Source organism: Micromonospora sp. NPDC049523 (assembly GCF_040676775.1).
Taxonomy (GTDB): domain Bacteria; phylum Actinomycetota; class Actinomycetes; order Mycobacteriales; family Micromonosporaceae; genus Micromonospora_G.
The window spans coordinates 98,454-120,772 of the sequence record NZ_JBFAPP010000009.1 but is presented as its reverse complement, the minus strand read 5'-3'; the positions used below and the strand labels follow the sequence as shown (position 1 = coordinate 120,772).

General features: G+C 68.0%; 13 protein-coding genes. 8 read left to right on the top strand and 5 right to left on the bottom strand.

Translation table 11 applies throughout. The features are described 5' to 3' along the window. Positions 1-62 precede the first annotated feature (62 nt). Both AB0J90_RS16135 and AB0J90_RS16130 read left to right on the top strand, forming a co-directional pair. Positions 63-11,243, top strand: coding sequence for a LamG-like jellyroll fold domain-containing protein (locus tag AB0J90_RS16135; protein WP_363596446.1), 11,181 nt, complete (start codon positions 63-65; stop codon positions 11,241-11,243). A 9-nt stretch (positions 11,244-11,252) separates the two neighbouring features. Next, positions 11,253-11,825, top strand: a complete 573-nt coding sequence (locus AB0J90_RS16130) for a suppressor of fused domain protein (RefSeq protein WP_363596444.1) — start codon at positions 11,253-11,255, stop codon at positions 11,823-11,825. Between the two features lie 136 nt (positions 11,826-11,961). Here AB0J90_RS16130 and AB0J90_RS16125 read toward each other — a convergent pair whose 3' ends face one another. Next, positions 11,962-12,162, bottom strand: coding sequence for a DUF397 domain-containing protein (locus AB0J90_RS16125; RefSeq protein WP_363596442.1), 201 nt, complete (start codon positions 12,160-12,162; stop codon positions 11,962-11,964). Between the two features lie 7 nt (positions 12,163-12,169). Continuing rightward, complete coding sequence (locus tag AB0J90_RS16120; RefSeq protein WP_363596440.1) at positions 12,170-13,021, bottom strand: helix-turn-helix transcriptional regulator; 852 nt, start codon at positions 13,019-13,021, stop codon at positions 12,170-12,172. A gap of 114 nt (positions 13,022-13,135) precedes the next feature. Here AB0J90_RS16120 and AB0J90_RS16115 point away from each other — a divergent pair, with 114 nt between their 5' ends. From AB0J90_RS16115 to AB0J90_RS16105, 3 genes are all read left to right on the top strand, one after another. Next, on the top strand, positions 13,136-13,516 hold the full coding sequence (locus AB0J90_RS16115) for a hypothetical protein (protein WP_363596438.1): 381 nt from the start codon (positions 13,136-13,138) through the stop codon (positions 13,514-13,516). A 121-nt stretch (positions 13,517-13,637) separates the two neighbouring features. Next, positions 13,638-14,039, top strand: coding sequence for an SCP2 sterol-binding domain-containing protein (locus AB0J90_RS16110; protein ID WP_363596436.1), 402 nt, complete (start codon positions 13,638-13,640; stop codon positions 14,037-14,039). Beyond that, positions 14,029-16,095: a glycogen debranching N-terminal domain-containing protein gene (locus AB0J90_RS16105; protein ID WP_363596434.1), complete on the top strand. Its 2,067-nt coding sequence runs from the start codon at positions 14,029-14,031 to the stop codon at positions 16,093-16,095. The genes AB0J90_RS16110 and AB0J90_RS16105 overlap by 11 nt, the downstream gene beginning before the upstream one ends. Positions 16,096-16,120: 25 nt before the next feature. On the opposite strand, the gene AB0J90_RS16100 is transcribed toward AB0J90_RS16105, so the two are convergent. The 3 genes from AB0J90_RS16100 to AB0J90_RS16090 all read right to left on the bottom strand — a co-directional run bounded on the left by AB0J90_RS16100 (position 16,121) and on the right by AB0J90_RS16090 (position 18,102). Continuing rightward, a complete protein-coding gene (locus AB0J90_RS16100) occupies positions 16,121-16,459 on the bottom strand; it encodes an XRE family transcriptional regulator (RefSeq protein WP_363596432.1) in 339 nt (112 codons plus the stop codon). Next, complete coding sequence (locus AB0J90_RS16095; protein WP_363596827.1) at positions 16,456-16,779, bottom strand: type II toxin-antitoxin system RelE/ParE family toxin; 324 nt, start codon at positions 16,777-16,779, stop codon at positions 16,456-16,458. The genes AB0J90_RS16100 and AB0J90_RS16095 overlap by 4 nt, the downstream gene beginning before the upstream one ends. Positions 16,780-16,875: 96 nt before the next feature. Continuing rightward, the gene (locus AB0J90_RS16090; RefSeq protein ID WP_363596430.1) at positions 16,876-18,102 is read right to left on the bottom strand and encodes a DUF4032 domain-containing protein; all 1,227 of its coding nucleotides are present in this window, start codon (positions 18,100-18,102) and stop codon (positions 16,876-16,878) included. Positions 18,103-18,237: 135 nt separating this feature from the next. Here AB0J90_RS16090 and AB0J90_RS16085 point away from each other — a divergent pair, with 135 nt between their 5' ends. The 3 genes from AB0J90_RS16085 to AB0J90_RS16075 all read left to right on the top strand — a co-directional run bounded on the left by AB0J90_RS16085 (position 18,238) and on the right by AB0J90_RS16075 (position 22,217). Next, positions 18,238-19,020, top strand: a complete 783-nt coding sequence (locus AB0J90_RS16085) for a phosphatase PAP2 family protein (protein WP_363596428.1) — start codon at positions 18,238-18,240, stop codon at positions 19,018-19,020. A gap of 10 nt (positions 19,021-19,030) precedes the next feature. Continuing rightward, on the top strand, positions 19,031-20,299 hold the full coding sequence (locus tag AB0J90_RS16080) for an APC family permease (protein ID WP_363596426.1): 1,269 nt from the start codon (positions 19,031-19,033) through the stop codon (positions 20,297-20,299). Positions 20,300-20,432: 133 nt separating this feature from the next. After that, positions 20,433-22,217, top strand: a complete 1,785-nt coding sequence (locus AB0J90_RS16075; RefSeq protein ID WP_363596424.1) for a carboxypeptidase regulatory-like domain-containing protein — start codon at positions 20,433-20,435, stop codon at positions 22,215-22,217. Positions 22,218-22,319: the final 102 nt, after the last annotated feature.

Sequence of the window (22,319 nt, the reverse complement as noted above, 5' to 3'; positions counted from 1 at the left end):
GCCAAGATCTCTGGTGCCGCAGACTCCCGCTGTTTGATTCACAGCGGGGGAGGAGACGGCCGATGCGCCGTTCGGGGAGTCGTGTCCTGGTAAGGGGCGCTTTGCTCGTCGCGGTCGTCTTCGGACTCACGGTGGCGCTGCCGCCGGGAGCTGTTCGGCCGGGGGGTGACTTCCCCCTGACCTGGCTTTCCTGGCTCACCCAACGGCCCGCGTGGTCGTCGTGGTCGGCCGCGAAGGCGCTGGACGGGCTACCGACCCAGCAGCGCGGACCCAAGACCCCGCCAACCGGCCAGGTTTCGGCCGCGTCGACCGACGCGCCGGGCGGAGCCGGCCGCGTGCCGGTGCCGGCCCCCGGCACGCTGCCGCCGTACCAGCCGTACGAGCCGCCGAGCACGCTGAAGACAACCGACGCGGAGGGCTTCGACGCCCAGAAGAGCCGGCGGTTGGCGGCGAAGTCCGACGCCGGCTCGGACGTCTACTCCAACCCCGACGGCTCGATGACCCGCCGGCTCTACTCGGGCCCGGTCAACTATCGCGCCGCCGACGGCACCTGGCAGCCCATCGACACGAACCTGGAGCGACGGTCGGACGGCCGCCTCCACACCAAGGCGAACTCGCTGCGTGTCTCCGTCGCCGACCCGGACGAGGACGCGAACGGGCGGGCGCGAGGCCTCGCCGCGGCCGGAACGGCCGCCACCGACTCGTCGACCGTCGCCGAAACCGAACTCGTCTCGGTGACGCTGCCGACCGGCGAGGTGTTCGGGTACGGACTCGAAGGCGCAGCCGACGTCGAGCCGGTGGTCACCGGTGCTCGGGCCACCTACCTGGAGATCCTGCCGCAGACCGATGTCGAGCTGCACTCCGTCGACAGCGGCCTGAAGGAAACCCTGGTCCTGAAGTCGCCGGAAGCGGCGTCGTCCTGGGTCTTCCCGCTGCGGCTCGACGGGCTCACCGCCCACCTGCTCCCCAGCGGTGCGATCGAGTTGCGAAACGTCGACAACAAGGCGGTCGCCTCGATCCCCCGCGGCTTCATGGAGGACTCCAAGGTCGACCCGCAGTCCGGCGCCCCGCTCCAGTCGCCTGACGTCACGTACGAGCTGATCACCCTGGCCGGCGGCAAGACGGGGCTGCGGGTGACCGCCAGCGAGGCGTGGCTGCACGACCCCGCCCGCGTCTACCCCGTACGAGTGGACCCGACCACGTACACCGACACCACCGCCGACGTCTTCGTCGACAACGATTCCAGCACGGTCAACACCAACGGTGACAACCTCGCGATCGGCACCTACAACGGCGGCGCGGTCAAGGCCCGTTCGTTCATCGCCTTCGAGCGGTGGGCGTCAGACGGCTTGAACGGGCTGCGGTTCAAGAGTGCCCGGCTCAAGCTCTACCTGTCCTGGGCTTTCAGCTGCTCCGAGCACCGGCCGTTCTACGTACACCAGGTCACGGGCGACTGGCGGGTGGCCGACCTTGCCGTTGGCGGTTTCCCCGGGCCGAGTATCTCGACGAACGCGATCGGCTCGCTGACCGTGACCGACAACTACCCGGCCTGCCAGAACACCTCCGGCAACCGGGGCGTCGGCAAGTGGGTCACGGTAGCGCTGAATCCGGCCACCTTCGACGACTGGTCCACCGGCGGCTGGAACCGCGGCCTCGCCCTGGTCACCTCGGAGAGCGACAACCAGGCGTGGAAGCGGTTCACCTCGGCGAACGCGCTGGGCGGGGAGCTCCGGCCGTACCTGGAGCTGGAATACGGCGCCAACGAGCCCCCGCAGATCAACGGCCGGTACCCGGAGAACAACGCGGTCGTGCCGACGCTGACCCCGGAACTGCTCGGGCGTGGCTACGACGCGGACAACTGGCCGAACAAGGGTCTGAGCTACCAATTCACCGTCGGTGACCCGACCACCGGGGCAACGATCGCCCAGTCGGGCTGGACCGGCGCGTCGTGGACCGTGCCGGCGGGCAAACTCGCCTGGAACAAGCGCTATGTCTACACCCTCCAGACCTTCGACAAGTCCGGATACAGCCAGATCGCCCCGCTGTACCAGTTCACCACCGCAGTGCCGCAGCCGCAGCTGACCGGGAGCCTCGCGCAGAACTCCGGCAAGGGTTACGACCCGAGCATCGGCAACTACACCACCTCGGCGACGGACGCGGCCATCAGTACCGTCGGTCCGTCGCTGGCCGTCACCCGCAGCTACAACAGCCTGGACACCCGTCGGTCCGGCGCGTTCGGTGCCGGCTGGTCCAGCGTGCTGGACGTACGCGCGACGCAGGTGAAGGACATCGCCGGCTCGGTGCAGACGGTGCTGGTCACCTATCCCACCGGGCAGGACGTGGCGTTCGGTCGTAACGCGGACGGGAGTTTCACCCCGCCGTCGGGCCGGTTCTCGATGCTGAAGGAAACCAAGAACGCGGGCGGCGCGCTCACCGGTTACACGTTGACGGACAAGGACGCTTCGGTCTACACCTTCGGGCAGGCAGCCGAGCCGGGTGTGTTCAAGGTGACCGGCGTCGCCGACGCGAACGGCCGGCAACTGTCGTTCTCGTACGACGGCGCGGCACGGCTGAGCCGGATGACCGCCGCCTCGGGGCGTTTCCTCCAGTTCACCTGGAGCACCCCGGCTGGTTCGGCGTACCCGCACGTAGCCCAGGTCGCCACCAACCCGGTGGTGCCGACCGACCCCGGCACGGTCGACACCTGGACGTACGGTTACGGCCCGGACGACCAGCTGACAAGCGTCTGCCCGCCGGCCAGCGCCAGCCAGTGCACGACGTACCAGCAGGACTCCACCTCGCAGTACGCGAACACGGTGTTGAACGTCGGCCCGTCCTCGTACTGGCCACTGGACGAAGCCCCGGGGGTGTCGGTCGCGGGCAGCAAGGTGCTGGCGAACGCGGGTACGGACAACGGCCGGTACAACAACGTGACGCTGGGCCAGCCGGGCGGCCTGCCCGGTTCGACCGCCACGGCGGCCGGCTTCGACGGCAGTTCGTCGTACGTGCAGCTACCCGGCAACCTGATCGCGGACGGCCAGTACCAGACGGTCTCGCTGTGGTTCAAGACCACCACGACCGGAGGAGTGCTGTTCAGCTACAACGGCGACCCGATCGCCAACGGGACCACGCCCGGCAACTACACGCCCGCGCTCTACATCGGCAGTGACGGCCGGCTGCGCGGCGAGTTCTGGCAGGACGCGACCGTTCCGATTACCACGGACGTCGCCGTCAACGACGGTGCCTGGCACCACGCGGTGCTCTCCGGCGCCGGTGACTCGCAGACCCTCTACCTCGACGGTGTGGCCAAGGGCTCGCTGGCCGGCACGATCAACATCGCGGCGACCGGTGGCGCCAACAACGTGAGCATCGGTGCGGGCTTCATGGGCGGCGGCTGGCCGAACCACCCGAGGACCGGCCAGCCGGCGGTGGCGACCTTCTTCAACGGCTCGATCGCGGGTGTCGCGATCTTCGACCAGGCGCTGACCGGATCGACCGTCTCGGCGCTCTACACGGCCGGCAACAGGGCGCACCCGGTCCTCTCGAAGGTCACCCGGCCGTCCGGCGGGGTGACCGCCGAGGTCACGTACGACAAGGTGACCGGTCGGGTCGCCAGCGTGACCGACGAGAACGGCGGCGTGTGGTCGATGGGCGCGCCGACGGTGTCCGGCAGCAGCGGGGTGTATGCGGCGTCGGTGCTGGGCGGCAAGCCGGCCGACTACTGGCGGCTCGGTGAGACCGACGCGACCGACGCGGTCAACGAGGTCCAGGGCGGTACGGCCACCTACAGTTCCGTCACCCTGAACGCCGACGGCCCGTTCGCGGACAGCCGCGCGGCGTCGTTCAACGGCACCTCGTCGCACCTGCGGCTGCCCACCAACCTGCCCAATGGCACCAGTTCGGTCGAGACCTGGTTCTCGACCACCCAGGGCGGCGGCATCCTCGCTTCTTCGCAGGCTTCGACGCTCGGCGATATCCAGTGCCCCTGCCTGCCCACGCTCTGGATCACGCCTGACGGCAAACTGCGCGGGCTGGCGCAGTCGATCATCCCGACCGGCCCGATCAAGGCGGCGCAGCCGGGCAAGTGCATCGACAACGACTGGGCCCTCCCCAACGACCTCAACCCGATCCAGCTCTACACCTGCGGTGGCCACGAACCACAGAACTTGTCGGTCCACCCGGACAGGACCATCCGGACCGCGGGCAAGTGTCTGGACCTGCTCAACCACGGCACGGCTGACCTGACCAAGATCGTGCTCTTCACCTGTGACGGTGGGCCGAGCCAGCAGTGGGAGCCGATCAACGGCGGGCTGCGCAACGTGTTGTCGGGTAAGTGTCTTGATAATCCCGGCAATTCAAACGTGGACCGGACCCAGTTGCAGATCTACCCCTGCAATGGAACCCCGGCGCAGCAGTGGACCCAGTCGCTCACCTCCTCCGTGCCCGTCAACGACGGCCAGTGGCACCACGCGGTGCTGACGTCCAACGGAGACAGCCAGGTGCTCTACCTGGACGGCGTCCGCGTCGACGGCTCCACCGGCACTACCCCGCTGACCGCGACCGCCCAGGCGTTCTCGTACGCCGGAGCCGGCGCGACGGGTACGGGTCTGTCCGGCCTCACGCCCAACACGACCGCCTACCTCAACGGTCGGATGGCGGAGTTGGCGTACTACCCCAGCCAACTGTCGGCGGCACAGGTCCAGGCGCACTTCGACGCGTCGAAGCAGACCATCCCGGTGGCGATCACGCTGGTTTCCGGGGTGGCCACGACCATCCCGATGCCGGTTTCCACGACGACAGTGACCGGTCCGACCGGCGAAGAGGTCTCCTACAGCTACGACCTGGTCAACGGCAACCGGATCGTCGCGCAGACCGACGGCATGGGCAACACCACCAAATTCGGCTACGACGTCGGCGGCTACAGCAGCCTGGTCTACGACCCGCGCGGTGTCTGGACCCAGGATCTGCAGGACGTCCGGGGCAACACCAAGCAGAAGATCACCTGCCAAGACCAGGCGACGAACAAGTGCTCGTCGATCTACTACACCTACTTCCCGGACGCCACCAGCACCAACCTGCCGCCGGACGCCCGTAACGACCTGCTGCTGGAAACCCGGGACGGGCGGTCGGCGTCGGCGACCGACAACACCTACCTGACGAAGTTCGGTTACGACGCCAAGGGCAACCAGACGACGATCACGGACCCGCTCGGGCGGGTCACCGCGACCACGTACACCGATGGCACGACGGTGGCCGGCTATGCCGGCGGGATCGCGCCGGGCGGACTGCCGACCACGGTCACCACGCCGGGCGGGGCGAAGCAGACCGTCCGCTACTTCGCCAGCGGTGACGTCGCCGAGGTGGTCGACCCGGTCGGCAAGATCACCCGGTTCACCTACGACGGCCTCGGCCGCCGGCTCACCGAAACCGACATCACCGACACCTACCCGGCCGGTCTGACCACCGTGAACACGTACGACCGCCAGGGTCGGCGGGTCACGCAGACCGAGCCCGCCGTGACCAACCGGGTCACCGGCGCGGTGCACACGGCGAAGACCACCACCTCGTACGACCCGGACGGCAGCATCCTCTCCGAGACGACCGCCGACCTCACCGGCGGCGACGCGTCCCGGACCGAGACGCACGTGTTCAACGGCTACGGGCAGGAAACCTCGGTCACGAACGGGGCCGACGCGACAACCAGGTTCGAGTACGACGCGTACGGCAACGTGGTCAAGGAGACCGAGCCGGACGGCGGCATCACCGCGAACGCGTACGACATCAGGGGCAACCTGCTGACCACGACGGTGGTCGGCTTCACCGGTGACCCGAACAACCCGAGCCCGGCGCAGAACCTGGTCACCGTCACGAAGCAGTACGACCCGGCCGGACGTCTCGCCACCGAGACCGACGCGATGGGCTGGACGACCTCGTACACGTACACCGACAACGGGCTGACCGCGAAGATCGTCCGTTCCGACGGCACCAGCACGTTCGTGGTCGAGGAGAACACCTACGACGCCGCCGGCAACGTGGTGAGGCAGGCGACGAACAACGGCGTCACCGTCAACACCTCGGTGTACGACGCCGCGAACCGGCAGACCTCCTCCACCGCCGACCCGAACGGCGTCAACCGGACCACGACCCTCGGCTACGACCGCGACAACAACGTCATCACCACGGTCGAGTCCGACCCGAACGGCGTGGTCGCCCGGTCCGAGGCACTGTACGACCACAACGGTCGGGCGGTGGCCGAGACCACGTACCCGTCGACCGCACCGACCCCGGTCGGTCGCTGGCGACTCGACGAGACCTCCGGGACGACCGCCGCCGACACCAGTGGTAACAGCGCGGCCACCGCGGTCGGCCCGGTGGGCTGGTCGCCCGAGCGCGGCGGATCCGCGACGTTCGACGGAAGCGCCCTTGTCACCGACGGTCCGGTGGTCGACAGCGCTCGCAGCTACACCGTCTCCGCCTGGGTGAAGTTGCAGAGCGTGGGGTGGAACTATTTCGCCGTCACGCAGGCCGGCGAGCAGACGTCCGCCTTCTCACTGGGGTACATCCTCCAGACGAATCGTTGGGGTCTGATGACCGCCGACAGCGACGTGGTCGGACAGACGGGCGCGTTCGTCTACTCCACCTCGGTGCCCGTCGTCGGCGCCTGGACCCACCTGGCCGGTGTCTACGACGCGGGTGCCGGCAACATCTCGATGTACGTCAACGGGCAGCTCGAAGGCACCGTGCCGACCTCCTCCGTCTGGTCGTCCAAGGGCGCCTTCACCATCGGACGGGGAAAGTACGCGGGACAGCTGTCGGACTACTGGCCCGGTTCGATCAACGACGTACAGGCGTACCAGCAGGCGCTGACGCCGGCTCAGGTGGCGCAGGTGTACGGCGGCACGCTGCCGGCGGCGGACGCGCACGTCGTACGCAGCTCGGTGAAGCTGGACCAGAACGGCAACACGAAGGCGAGCACCGACCCGAACGGCAACACCACCTACCACTCGTACGACGAGGCCGACCAGGCGGTCAAGACGACCGCGCCGGCCGTGATGGCGGAGTCGGCGACGCAGGGTTCGGCGCTGGCGAACGCGGTTTCCTGGGCCGGGTACAACACGTTCGGCGAGCCGACCGACAGCAAGGACCCGAACGGCAACTGGTCGGTGACCGGTTACGACCGGGCCGGACGGGTGATCTCGCAGAAGTCCCCGAGTTACACCGCGCCCGGATCGTCCACGCCAGTCGTCGCGGAGACCACCAGCGAGTACGACGACCTGGGGCAGCTCACCAAGACCACCGACCCGCTCGGCAACAGCACCCGCTACGAGTACGACCAGCTCGGTCGTACCTCGAAGGTGATCGCGCCGAACGACGGTGCCAGTACGTTCACCTACGACCTGCTCGGCGATCCGCTGTCGCAGACCGACCCGTCCGGCGCGGTCAGCACCTCCACCTACGACTACCTGGGCCGGCAGCTCACCTCGACCGAGGTGGTCCGCCAGGACGCGACGAACTACACCACCACCTACTCGTACGCCCCGGGTGGCTGGGTGTCGCAGGTCAAGAGCCCCTCGCAGGTGACCACCTCGACCACGTACAACGGGCTCGGTGAGACGTTGACGGTCAAGGACGGGGCGAACAACGTCACCGAGTACCGCTACGACGGTGCCGGTCGGCCGATCCGGACGACGATGCCGGACGGCACGTACAGCACCACCACGTACGACCTGGCCGGACGGGCGACCGCGAGCGGTTCGTACAGCGCCACCGGCACGTTGCTGTCGTCGGAGTCGAGCAGGTACGACCGGGCCGGCAACGTGGTCGCGTCCGTGGACGGCCGGGGCACCACGACCACCTTCGAGTACGACGCGACCGGCATGCTGACCCGGCAACTCCAACCGATCTCCGGGTCGGACGCGATCCAGACCACCTTCGGGTACGACCTGGCCGGCAACCGGACCCGGTTCACCGACGGTCGGGGTGGCTCGTTCCTCACCACGTACAACAGTTGGGGTTTGCCGGAGTCGCAGATCGAGCCGTCGACGACGGCGCACGCGGCCCCGGCCGACCGGACCTTCACCGTCAAGTACGACAAGGCCGGGCGACCGGTTTCCCAGGTGATGCCCGGCAACGTCTCGGTGACCAGCACCTACGACGTGATGGGCCAGGTGAAGCGGCAGGTCGGGGCGGGGGCCGAGGCGACCGCCGCGGACCGGGTCTTCGACTACGACGTGGCCGGTCGGATGACCTCGTTCTCCGGCCCGGGTGGGGCGAACACCCTCACCTACGACGACCGTGACCTGCCCCGCACGATCACCGGCCCGGGCGGCAACTCGACCTTCGGCTACAACTCGGACGGGCAGCTCGCCTCCCGGGTCGACGCGGCCGGCAGCACGTCCTACGGCTACGACGGCGCCGGGCGGCTCGCGTCGGTCGCGAACCCGACGGCCGGTGTGCAGCTCACGACGCTGTACAACAACATGAACCAGGTCTCCAAGATCACCTACGGGGGGACGGGCAACACCCGCAACTTCAGCTACGACGGCCTGCAGCGGCAGACCGTCGACGAGTTGAAGAACCCCGCCGGTGGGTCGATCGCGAAGGTGTCGTACGGCTGGGACGCCAACAGCAACATGGTGTCGAAGTCGACGGTCGGTTTCGCTGGTTCGGCGTCGAACACGTACAGCTACGACCTCGCCGACCGGTTGACGTCGTGGAACAACGGCACGGCGACAACCGTGTACGCGTACGACAAGGCCGGCAACCGGGTGCAGAACGGCAGCAAGCTGTTCACGTACGACCAGCGGAACCGGTTGTTGACGGCCGACGGGGCGAGTTACGTCTACACCGCCCGGGGCACGCTTGCCTCGGCTGGGGGTGTGGCGACGCAGACGGATGCGTTCGGGCAGGTGCGTTCGCAGGGTTCGGCGACGGCGACGCGGACGTACGACTATGACGCGTTGGGTCGGGCGGTGCGGCCCGGGTGGGCGTACGCGGGTCTGGGCAACGACCTGGCCGCGGATGGTACGTCGTTGTATACCCGTGATCCGGGTGGCGGGTTGTTGGGTGTGGCGGTCAACAACAACCGGCGGTATGTCTGGACGGACCTGCATACCGATGTGATCGGTCAGTTCATCGCGACGGACACGACGCTGCGGGGTTCGTCGACGTACGACCCGTTGGGCAAGGTCGTGGCCGAGTCGGCGTTGATCGGTGCGCTCGGGTACCAGTCGGAGTGGAGTGACGCGGCGACGAGCCGGGTCAACATGCACGCCCGCTGGTACAACACCGACACGGGTCAGTTCGACACCCGCGACACAGCGTCGAACTCCCCGGTGCCGGACTCGATCAACGCCAACCGCTACCAGTACGGCGACGCGAACCCGTTGACGGTCACCGACCCGACCGGCCACTGGGGCAACCCGCTGAAGTCGATCGGTAAGAAGATCTCCGGCGCGGCGAAGGCGGTCGCGTCGACCGTTACGCGTGCCGCGTCGTACGTGTACACGGCGGCGAAAGCCGTTGCCACGGTGGTGGTGAAGGCCGTCGTGTCGGTGGCGAAGAAGGTTGTGTCGGTGGCGAAGAAGGTCGTCACCGTCGCGAAGTCGGCGACGAAGAAGGTCGTCAAGGCGGTGAAGAAGAAGGTCGACCAGGGCCGCAAGTATGTGGCGAAAAAGGTCGATCAGGCGAAGAAGGTGGTCAAGAAAACCGTCAACGTGGTGAAACAGGCTGGTAAACAGGTCGTCGCGAAGGCGGCGCGTCCGCTGGTGGTGGCGGCGACCGCGTTGAAGGACTCGTTCTCTGCGGTGAGTAAGTGGGCGGCGGCGAACAAGGACACGTTGCTGGAGTTCGCCGCGATCGGTGGGGCGATCCTCGCCGGGATGGCCTGCACCGCGGTGACTGCGGGTGTGGGTGCGGTGGCGTGCATGGTCGGCGCGGGTGCGTTGATCAACCTGGCGAAGGACGCCGCGCAGGGTGACATCAACTCGATGGGTGACGCGCTCGGTTCGTTGGGTACGGGTGCGTTGTCGGGGCTGGCTGGTGGTGCGGGTGGGTTGCTCGCCGGTAAAGCGGCGGCGGCGGTCGGTACCCGGCTTGGTTCGGGTCTGCTGGGCCGGTTGGCGACCGAGGCGACGGAGAACGGTGTCGACGAGGTCATCAACCAGGCGTTGACGACGGGTCGGATCGATCCGAAGAGCGCCCTGTCCGGCATGGTGCCGGGGTTGAACCTGATCGACCTCAAGGGTGGCGGCGGGGCTGGTTGTTCAACCAACTCGAAGCCGAAGGGGAAGAAGCACAGCTTCGACCCTGCGACGCCGGTGTTGATGGCGGATGGTTCGACCCGCCCGATCGAGGACGTCAACGTCGGTGACCAGGTGGTCGCGACCGACCCGGAGACGGGGGTGTCGCTGGCCAAGCCGGTGACCGAGTTGCACCGCAACACCGACACCGAGTTGACCGATGTGACGGTCACTCGGATCGAGGACAAGAAGAAGAGCCCGAGCAAGTTGGGTGTGAAGGTCGCGGCGGCGGTCGCTGGGTTGGCCGCGGCGGTGGTGTTGCAGACGACCGCGAACCACCCGTTCTGGGACGAGACGACCGACACCTGGGTCAACGCCTCCGAGCTGACCGTCGGCCACGAACTTCGTACGGCTGACGGGGACAAGGTCGTCGTCGACAAGGTCGTCAACTACGACGGCGCCAAGGAGATGCGCGACCTCACGGTCGCCGACATCCACACGTACTATGTGGTAGCCGGCGACGAACCCGTGCTGGTGCATAACTGCGGCGGTGGCGAAGATGGCCACAGTGCGGCATGTCAATGTGCCACTGGTGGGCGACCGATCGGGCCTAATGGGCAGTTCTTGGCAAATCCCAATACGCCCGTCCCGGGCGCGGTGGACGCCAATGGCATGGTACGTGGTACGAATGCGCCCGGTTACACGACGAGTCGGGGCGGTTGGCGTGCAGACACAACGAATGACGCCTGGGCGGACGGTACCCCGGGGCCCAACGGCGGCGTAATGTGTCCACGCCAGGGTCCGAATTGCGTGGGCGAAGTTTTCCGTAATCCGACGGCCGGTCAGCCATCCGGCGATATGGGCCATTACCCCACGGCGCACACGAATCGCCTATATCCAGAGGGCATGAGTCGTGCGGATTTCCTGGACGAATATCAGAAGGATGTGCGAATAGAATGCATACCGTGCAACCGAGGTGCCGGTAATCGGCAGGACGGGTAGGGTATCGGGGTGCCCATACTGATCGATCATCTCGAACGTCGCCTGGGACAGCTGGCCGGTGGCTGGAAGGGCGCTGCCCGTGAAGGGCTGCCAACAGTCAACGTGGCCCGCCTAACCGGTGGCCTCTTCGCGGATACCACCGGCTACGCCACCGTGGGGCTCAGTCGTGTGCCGCTGCACCGTCCTGGTCACGACGCGCACCTCTTCCTGGAGTTCATTGCCGCCGAGCACGGTCCTGAGGACATTTCGCGGAGTATTTTCCCTCGCGCTTTGGAATTTGTCGCGTCAAGGTGCCTGGATACCCGCGAAGCGGTGCTTCGCGGCAACGTTATACCTTTACCGGAAGACATCGTCGGCGGTTCCGGTTTCGTCTCTCTGTATGCAGCGCTCCCCGTTTACTATGACGCGGACTTCAAGTCCGTCGTCGTTGAGAATGGTGATTCGGTAGCTATCGCATGGCTAATCCCCATCACTTCTGGTGAGGCGAAATTCGTTGCGGATCATGGCTGGGAGCGGTTTGAGGGGGAGTTACTCAACCGTGATCCCGATCTGATGGATATGAATAGGGAACAGATTGCCTAAAGAGCATTTCGTAACTCCTATCTTGCGGCGGGCCACTCGGTCATCGAGGGCCCTCGTTGTGGGCGTGCTTGCGTGCAACGAACTCCACCGGACCTGGGCCAGTGTGGCCGAGCTGTAGGAGAGCCGGGTAAGGCGTTCAGTCGGGACCGGTGGTAGGGGTGCGGGTGGCGAAGTGAGCCCACGACATGCGCCCGAAGCTGAGTACGGGCCCACCCGGATCCTTGGAGTCGCGTACGGCGATGGTGTGCGGTAGTTCGGCGACCTCGACGCAGTCGGTGTCGGAGCCGCTGCGGCTGGACTTGCGCCAGACCACGTCACCGAGATCCGCAGCGACCATCAGGGCCTCACTCTCGTTCGTGCTCCGTTGCGATGCGCGCAACGAACTCCACCGACCTGGCCGGGCTGAGCGCCATCTTCGCCAGCTTATCCGCCGAGCGTCGGAAGGCATCGACCTGCGACGGCTCCTCCAGGAAGAGGCTCGACATCCTGTGCTCCAGGTGCACGACGGCCGGGTCACGGACGAAGTCGAGGATGACAAACGGCCCGTCCACGCCGATGTGCCCGCCAACGCCGAACGGCAGTACGGACAACGTCACGTTGGGCCGCTCGGCAGCCTCGACCAGGTGCCGAAGTTGCCGGACCATCACCCTTGGCCCACCAAGCACCCGGCGTAGGGCGGACTCATCCACGATGACGTGCAACTCGGGTGGCTCGTCACGGGACAGGATCGCCTGCCGCCCGAGTCTCGCCGCAACCCTGATCTGGGCATCCGCATCGGGTACATCACAGGCCCGCATGATCGCCTTGGTGTAGTCGGGAACCTGGAGCAGACCGGGCACAAGCATCGGCTGCCAACTGGTGATTCGGATCGCCTCGGTTTCGAAGCGGATGAACGTACGCGACCAGGGTGTTAGCCCCGACCCGTACGTCTCCCACCAGCCTCGGTCCTTGCCGCGTTCGGACATGGCGAGCAGGCGCTTGCGTTCGTCGCCGATCACACCGTAGATCACGAGCAACGAGGCGACGTCCTCCGGCGGGATGCCCTGCTGGCCGGTCTCCATTCGGGACAGTCGGGACGCCTGCCAGCCGAGCTGTGCGCTGACGGCGGCGCCGGTCAGGCCCTTGGCCTTGCGCAGTTGTCGCAGCTCACCGCCGAGTCCACGACCGACAACGGTCGGTGCGTTCTGCTTCGGCATGCCCGCTCGCCTCCACCCCGGGGGTATTGACATCCGTACGCCAGAACGCCAACCTAATCGCAAATTGCGGTGACAAGCAACCTCATGGTGATCATCTGTGTGAGGAGCGTCAACATGAGCGATCTCAAGCCGTACCGCTACGTGCCGCCCTGGGCGCACCCGTACGACCCGGCGGACTCGCCTGGGCCGATCGAGTCGGTGCTGGAGCGGTTCCGGCGCGGGCGGCCGGAGGAGCCACAGCCGAGTGAGGCCGAGGTCGAGGCGGGCCGGTACACGATCGTGCTGGTGCCGCCCGAGGCCGCCGAGAAGATCGGCTACGACCGTACGGACGTGGGACTGCGGATGTTCCGGAACGGCGACTGGGACCACAACCCGGGCGACCTGGACGAGGCGGCCAGCCTGATCCAGGATGCGTGCGGAGAACCGATCAGCCTGGTCGAGCACCACTCCGACCTGACCTACTGGACCGCCCGACTGCGTCCAGCCGTCGAATGAAAGACCAGTTCATCCCATCAGGGTGATGCGGGAGCGACCTCCGCCGGGTCAGGCTGACCCTGACCCGTATCCGCTCGGCGCCCCACCGGGCCGGGTGGCCAGGTGGGAGGGAGGCGAGTGGGTGGACCCGACGGCGGAGTACTTCGCGGGTCCGGCGCGGCAGCGTGCGCACCTGCTGCCCCACGGCTTCTCGGCGACCGTACGCCTCGACCTGCGCCGCCCGGACGGCATGGCCAGTTGGTATCTCACCCTTGGTGAGGACGGCATCTCGGTCTGGCCCGACGGTGAGCGAGAGGCGGACTGCGTGCTTGTCGCCGACGGCGCGGTCTTCGACGGGCTGGTGACCGGCGGCGACGTGACAACGGCCCTGATGCGAAACGACCTGGCGTTTCATGGGTCGCAGCGGATCCTGACCTACTTCGAACGCCTGCTGCCCGGCCCGCCCGACTCGCACGGGCCCGAGCGGGTCACCGGCAGGGGCGGGCGCCATCACGTCGAGGACGGCCAGGACCGTGCACGCTAACCAGATCTCGATCCTGGAGGGGCTGACCTACATCGTCAGCGAGCGCAACGGAGACGTGGCCCCGGCTCCGGGCGAGCCGGCCGGGCTGTACTTCCTCGACACCCGCTTCCTGTCCAAGTGGATTGTGACGATCAACGGAGAGCGCCTGACGCCGCTCTCCGTCGACGACCTGCAGTATTTCGAGGCGAAATTCTTCCTCGTGCCCGGAGAACCTACGCACTACGTCAGTTCGTCCCTATCCGTGATGCGCCACCGGTCGATCGTGGGCGGTCTCGCGGAGAAGCTGAGCATCCTGAACAGCGGCGAGGAGCCGGCCGAGGTGACGATCCGGCTGGAGGTGGCGAGCGACTTCGTCGACGTCGACATGATCAGCCAACCTGGCGTACCCGATGATTCGAAACGGGTGAAGAAGGGCCGGTTCGACCACCAGATCGGTGACCGATACCTCCGCCTGTTCTACGTCCGTGAGAACTTCCACCGGGCGACCGTCATCCAGACCAGTGAGGCGGCGGAGATCGACCAGGACGGGATGACCTTCACCGTCCGGATCCCCTCGCAGGGAAGCTGGTCCACCCAGTTGCAGGTGGTGACCGACCTTCGCCCGCCGGACGCCGAGGACGTCCACGGCAAGGATGCCCTGATCCGCAGGACAAAAGAGGGGATGCGGGAGGAACTGGACCGGTGGATCGCGCAGGCGCCCCGGCTGGAGTGTGATTTCGACCCGCTCACCGAGGCGTACCAGCGGAGTCTGGTCGACCTGGCCGCGCTACGGCTCCCGGGATTCGACGCGAGCGGATGGTATCCGGCCGCGGGCCTGCCCTGGCTGAACACGATTGTCGGTCGGCAGAACATCATCACCAGCATCCAGTCGCTGCCGTACCTGCCGGAGCTGGCAGCGACCACACTCCGGACCCTGGCGACCTTCCAGGGGACCAAGCTCGACGACTTCCGGGAGGAGCAGCCGGGGAAGATCCTCCACCTGACCAGATGGAACGAGGCCGCCGCTTTCCAGGAAACCCCGAACGCCCGGTATTTCGGCTCGGTCGACTCGACGCCGCTGTTCGTGGTCCTACTCGACGAGTACGAGCGCTGGACCGGCGACGCGGCGGTGGTCCGCGAACTGGAGAAGGAGGCACGCGCCGCGTTGCGGTGGATCGACGAGTGGGGCGACCTGGTCGGCGACGGCTACCTCTGGTACCAACCTCCACGGGCGGCGGGCGAGCAGCCCAACCAGTCCTGGAAGGAATCCGAGCTGGCGATCTGCTACGCCGACGGCCGGCTGCCCGGCTTCCCCCGGGCCACCTGCGAGGTGCAGGGCTACGTGTACGACGCGAAGATGCGCGGTGCCCGGCTGGCCCGTACCTTCTGGGGCGACCCCGGGTACGCCGACCGGCTGGAACAGCAGGCCGGTGAGCTGCGGGATCGGTTCGACCGGGACTTCTGGATGCCGGATCGGGGGTACTACGCGCTGGCGCTGGAGGCCGACGGCAGCCAGGTGGACGCGCTCGCGTCGAACCTGGGACACCTGCTCTGGAGCGGCATCGTCGACCAGAACCGGGCGCAAGCCGTGGCTGACCACCTGCTCGGGCCACGGCTCTTCTCCGGCTGGGGAGTGCGCACGCTCGCCGCCGGGGAGGCGAAGCACAATCCGGTCGGTTACCACGTCGGTGCCGTCTGGCCGTACGACAACTCGATCATCGCCGAGGGTCTGCGCCGCTACGGGTTCGCGAAAGAGGCGGGAACCATCGCCATGGCGATGTTCGAGGCCGCGCGCTACTTCCAGGGGCGGCTGCCGGAGGCGTTCACCGGCTACGACCGCGAACTCACCATGGCACCGGTGCGCTATCCCACCGCCACGAGTCCGCAGGGCTGGTCGGCCGGGGCGGTGCTGTCGCTGCTGCGTACCGTCCTCGGTCTGGACGCACACGGGGGCCACCTGGTGGTCAACGCCGCCCTGCCGCCCGGCCTGGGGCAAATCGCCCTGCTCCGTGTCCCCGGGCCGTGGGGTACGGCAGACGCACTCGGCCGCGCCAGCACCTCCAGGCCGTACCCCTGACGGTGGGCTTTTCGCCGCTGAATGCTCAGGCGACGAGGTAGGTGGAGTCGTCGAATTCGGCAGTGACGCGGAGGCGTCCGCCGAGGGCTTCGACGTAGGCACGGAGGACGGATACCGACACCGTGTCGAGTTTCCCGCGTTCGACATCGGAGACCCGGGGACCAGAAACTCCCATGACCTCGGCCACCTCGCGTTGGGTGAGAGCACGGTTGCGGCGCACCTCTGCCAGCCGATACGCGTGGATTTCGTCGTCCAAGCGCTGCTGGCCGGCGGCGCGCTCGGCGTCGGTACGGATCGGATGGCCTGCGGCGCGACGGATGTCCTCGGCGCGACGCTTGGCTTCGTCCCACGATACGGCGCTCATTGATAGTTCCTCGTTTCCAGTTCGGCCAGATGGATGTCGTAGCGGCTGTCGGCGAGGGGTATTGCGGTCTCGTACCAGCCGCGCCAGTTACCGGCCTTGTCGCCGGCGACGAGTAGCACTGCTCGTCGTACCGGGTCGAAGACGAACAAGATCCGAACTTCGCTGGATCCCGTTGATCCTGGCCGCAACTCCTTCATGTTGTGATGCCGCGAGTTCTTCACCCGATCGACCAGCGGGCGACCGAGCACAGGTCCTTCCGATGCCAGGCGGTCGATTGCGTCTTCGACGAGATCGGCCGTGTTGGGATCGTTCTTGGTCAAGTCGTTGAACCACGCCGCAACGTCCTCGACCAGCAGGATCTGCCATCCGCCCACCCCTAGATCTTAACTCCAGGGTTAAGTCCCTGCCAGTGGTTCCTATGCCGTGATGGCTGGTACGGGTACGCCGAGCACGGCCTGTTCGTCCGGGCGGTGGACCAGTACGTCGGCGAGGAACGACTGCACCGCGGGCGCCAGACCCACGTCCCGCCCGGCCTGCTCGGAGAGCCGCCACCGGTGCTCGATCACCTGGACGAACAGTTCCGCCGGCTCCAGTTTCTTGCGCAGATGGCCCGGCACCGCCCGTACGACGGGTTCGAAGACCTCGGTCAGCCAGCGGTGCGCGGACTGTTGCTCGTCGGACAGGTCGCTCTCGGCGCGGTAGGTGTCCAGGTCGTTGAGCAGGCGTCGGGCCTGGTTCTCCTCGGCGTCGAGCCCGGTCAGCCGGAGCAGTCGCCGGCTGTGGTAACCCGCGTCGACCACCTTCGGCCGGACCAGGTAGCGCCCGTTGTCCACGAGGGACATCGCCACCTCGGCGACGTCGAAGCCCATGTCGTTCAGTCGCCGGATCCGGCCTTCGATGTCGTGCCGGTCGTCCCGTTCCACCTGCTGCTCGTACGTGATCTCGTGCCAGAGCCGCTGGTAGCGTTCCGCCACCTGGTCGGCGACCTCCTCCGGGTCGATCGCCTCGTGCAGCAGCCCCGCGGCCTGGAGGTCGAGCGCCTCGCCGAAGATGTTCACCCGGGCGATCTCGATGTCCTCGCTGCGCTGCCCGTTCGACAGTTGCGTACGCAGCGCGCCGGTCTCGGCGTCGACCAGGTAGGCGGCGAACGCACCGGCGTCCCGGCGGAACAGGGTGTTCGACAGCGAGCAGTCGCCCCAGAAGAAACCGGTCAGGTGCATCCGTACGATCAGCGCGGCGAGCGCGTCCAGCAGCCGGGTCATCGTCTCCGGGCGCAGCGTGTGCGAGAACAGCGCCCGGTACGGCAGCGAGAACTGCAGATGCTTCGTGATCAGTACGGGGTCCAGCGGCTCTCCGTGCTGGTCCTGCCGGTCGGCGACGATGGCGATCGCCTGCACGGACGGGAAGTCGATCCGTTCCAGGGCGCGGAGCAGGTCGTACTCGCGTTCGGCGACCCGTTCCCCGGTTTCCTTGACCGCGTACACGGTGTTGGCGAGGCGTACGAAACGTACGATATGCCGGGATATACCCTGCGGAAGTGCCACCAGATGGTCGGCCGGCCACTGCTCCAGCGGCGTCGACCACGGTAGGTCGAGCAGCGCCGGGTCAACGAGGGCCGAAGTGATGCGCACGACCCCAAGCATGCCGCCTCCACCCCTCGTACCACCCCCCACCGTGGCCCGTCACACACACCCGGATCCGTGTCGATCCCGCGCCGAACCCGGGGAGGTCCTGTGCGCGCATGAGGGGTGTGGGTGGGGGCGCGGTAGCGTGGGCGGGTGCGAGAGAGCGGGCGGGGGACCGAAACGGTACGGCGATCGGCGCTGCGGCTGCGACCGGTGTACCCGGCCGGCTGGTGGTTCGACGCCCTGCTGCTGATCGGCCTGGCCGGCATCACCCTCGCCCTCGCCAACGGCCATCTCTACGGCATCGACCAGTCCGTACGCGAGTGGAGCGACACCCACCGCCCCGACGTCGCGTACTGGATCGCCCGGGTGTTCAACTACCTCGGCCAGGGCGGCTGGCTGCTCACCCCGCTCGCCGCGATCCTCGCCATCGCCACCGGCCTGCGCTCGCGCTCGATCCGCCCCCTGCTGGTGGTCGCCGCCGCGTTCGTCGCCACGTACGTCACCATCGGGCCGTTCAAGGTCTGGACCGACCGGGCCGCGCCAAGCTCCGAACTGCCGCCCGAAGAGTCGGTCAAGATCTTCAACAGCCACCTGCCGGTCGACGAATACAGCATGTCCTACCCGTCCGGGCACGTCGCCAACGCCATCGTCTGGTACGGCGTGATCTCCCTGCTCCTGGTCGCGCTGCTGCGTACGCTGGGCCGACCGGACCCGCCCGCGGGCCTGGCGCTGGCGATCCGGATCGCGCCCCCGGCGATCGTCTTCTGCACCACCACCTACCTGAGCTTCCACTGGATCACCGACAGCGTCGCCGGGCTCCTGCTCGGCCTCTTCGTCGACCGGATCCTCACCCGCGTGCCCTGGGACGACATCCCGCTGCCGAGGTTGCCCGGCCACGTCGACCGACCCGGAGTGTTCACCTCCACCTCCTAGGCTGCCGCCCGTGGAACAACAGCGGGCAGCATCGGCGCAGCTCGACCGGCGGCTCGGCGTACCCGACGCGGTTGTCATCGGACTCGGCTCGATGCTCGGCGCGGGCGTCTTCGTGGTCTTCGCCCCCGCGACCGCCGCCGCCGGCAGCGGCACCGGCCTGCTGATCGCGCTCGCCCTCGCCGCCGTCGTCGCCTGGTGCAACGCGACCAGCTCCGCCCGGCTCGCCGCCCGCTACCCCGAATCCGGCGGCACCTACGTCTACGGCCGGGAACGGCTCGGCGACCTCGCCGGTTTCCTCGCCGGCTGGGCCTTCATCACCGGCAAGACCGCGAGCTGCGCGGCGATGGCGTTCACCATCGGCGCGTATCTCTGGCCGGGGCAGGCCCGGATCGTCGCGGTGGTCGCCGTGCTCGCCGTCACCGCGGTGAACCTCGGCGGCATCGCCAAGACCGCCCGCGCCACCCGCTGGCTGGTCGCCACCACCCTCGTCGTGCTCGGCGCGGTCGCGGTCATCGGCCTCACCGCCGGCTCCGCCGACCTGGCCAGGCTCGCCGACACCGCCGGCAGCAGCGGGTACGGCGTACTCGGCGCGGCCGGGCTGCTCTTCTTCGCCTTCGCCGGGTACGCCCGGATCGCCACCCTCGGCGAGGAGGTACGCGACCCCGAGCGGACCATCCCGCGCGCGGTGCCGCTCGCACTCGGGCTGGTGCTGCTGGTCTACCTGAGCCTCGCCGCGGTGACCCTGTCCGTGCTCGGCGCCGACCGGCTCGCGACCTCGTCGGCACCGCTCGCCGACGTGGTGAGCGCCGCCGGCCTGCCCGCCCTCGCCTGGCCGGTACGCGTCGGCGCGGGGATCGCCGTCATCGGCGTACTGCTGGCCCTGGTCGCCGGGGTCGGCCGGACCATGCTGGCGATGGCCCGACGCCGTGACCTGCCCGGTGCGCTGGCCGCCGTACATCCCCGTCGACGGGTCCCGCACCGGGCCGAACTGCTGGTGGCGGGCGTGGTGATCATCCTGATCGGCCTCGGTGACCTCCGTACGGCCATCGGCTTCTCCAGCTGCACCGTGCTGGTCTACTACGCGATCACGAACGCCGCCGCCCTCACCCTCGGCCGCGACCCGACCCGTCGGCTCCCCGTACAAGCCCTGGCCGTCCTGGGACTTCTCGGCTGTCTGGTCCTCGCCGTCACCCTGCCACCCGCCAGCACCCTGACCGGCCTCGCCGTACTCGTGGCAGGTGCCCTCTGGCACGTCACCACCCGCCGGACCCGTCGCTGACCGGGAGGCCGCGCGACCGAAAATGTGTCGCCCGCCGCTGCTAACGTCCGGTCCGAATGCACCATCCACGATGGATGGTGCGGTCGGCCGCCGTGCGGGCGGGCGACCATGTGCGTGGTGGAAGCGGGGAGAAATGAAGAGTACGGTGCTGCGCGCGCTTGCCGTGGCAGCGATGGCCGGCCTGCTGGCCACGAACCTTCCGGCGCCGGCCCTCGCAGCGGCGCAGGGGCCCGGCCTGGAGGGCACGATCACCAACCAGCTGACCGGCGAACCGGTGTCCGGTGCGGGAATCGTCATCCAGCACCGGGACGGCTCCGGCTGGAACTTCGCCAACAGCGACAACGCCGGTATGTTCGCGTTCCCGGAGGCGACCGGCGACTACGTCGTACGGGTGATGGCGAGCGGCTACGTCGAGCAGTGGCTCAACGGTCACCAGAACCAGTGGGAGGCTGACACCATCACGGCTCCGGCCACCCTGCAGATCCCGATGATGCCGATCCAGTACGGCGACCTCGCCGGCCGGGTCGTGACCCAGAACGGCGGCGGCCTCGCCGACGTCGGGGTCGAGCTGCGGCGCAACAACAACTGGGTGGCCCACACCGGCACCGATGCCAAGGGGCGTTACCAGTTCCCGAACATCGAGGCCGGGCCCAACTACACGATCAAGTTCATCCTGCCGAGCGGGCAGCAGATCTGGTACGACGGAGCCAGCTCGGAATGGGACGCCACCCCGTTCACCGTCAACCCGGACACGACGACGACCGTCAACCTCACCCGTCCCCCGGTCGGGCACCTGACCATCAGAGCGCTCGACAAGGTGACGCGGCAGCCGATCGTCGGTTACTGCTTCTACCCGCAGGGCGGCCCGCTCAACTGGGCGACCACCTGCACCGACGCGACCGGCCGGGCCAAGGTGCGCGAGTTGCCGGTGGGGGACTACCGCGGCGGCGGTTTCGACCCCAACGAGGTCTACGTCAACGGCCACTTCGAGCCGGTCGCGGTGACCGAGGGCGACACGACGACGGCAACGGTGCGCCTGGAGAAGTCGGTCAGCCTGCGGGTGAACTTCGTCGACGCGGTCACCGGTGAGCCGGTGGACGGGGCGTGCGTCACCATGGTCGACCCGGTGCAGAGCGAGCTCGGCGACAACGGGCACTGCGGGAATCAGGTCGAGCTGAAGAACCTGTTCGCGCAGGACCACTTCCGCCTCTTCGTGTCCCCGTACGACCAGGTGCACGGCGCGCAGTGGGTGTCGAAGTCTGGGGGCGGCACGGGTGACCCGGACCGTGCCAAGGTCTACCGGCCGAAGCCCGGCGAGCGTATCGAGGTGTCCGTCAAGCTCGACGGTGCCGGCACCGTGGCCGGTTTCGTCAAGGATGCCGTGACCGGTGCGGGGGTGGGCAACGTCTGCCCGACTCCGACGTCCCCGTCCGCGTCGTCCGGGCCGAACCCGCTCGCCGGTTGCACCTGGAGCGACGGCCAGTACGCGATCCGCAACCTGGGCCCGTACCAGTGGAAGCTGGCCTTCCCGGCGTACGACGCCCAGCACGCGTGGACCTGGTCAGGCGGGGGCGTCAACCGCGCGTCGGCGACTCCGGTCCAGGTGGTGGCGGGTACGACGACCGCCCTGGACGTCGCGCTGCCCGCGACGGGCACCATCAGCGGGACCGTCACCGTGCCCGCCGGCACCTGCCTGGAGTGCGTGTCGATCACCGCGGTGGACGCGGCGACCGGTGACTACGCCGGCTACCGGCCGGTCGTACGCGCCGACGGAACGTTCTCCATGAAGGGGTTCAACACGCAGGACGTCCGGCTGTTCTACAGCGCCAGCGAGGACGTGGTCGAATACCCGACCCAGCTCCACACCACCGCCGGTGAGACCGTCAGCGGTATCACGATCGTCGTACCGGCCCCGTAGTCCGGTCGTCGGCCAGCGAGCCCGTCCACCCGTGGTGGGCGGGCTCGCTGCTTTCGGCAAGACCTACCGGTCCGACGAACGAGATCCGTGACCCGCCAGCCG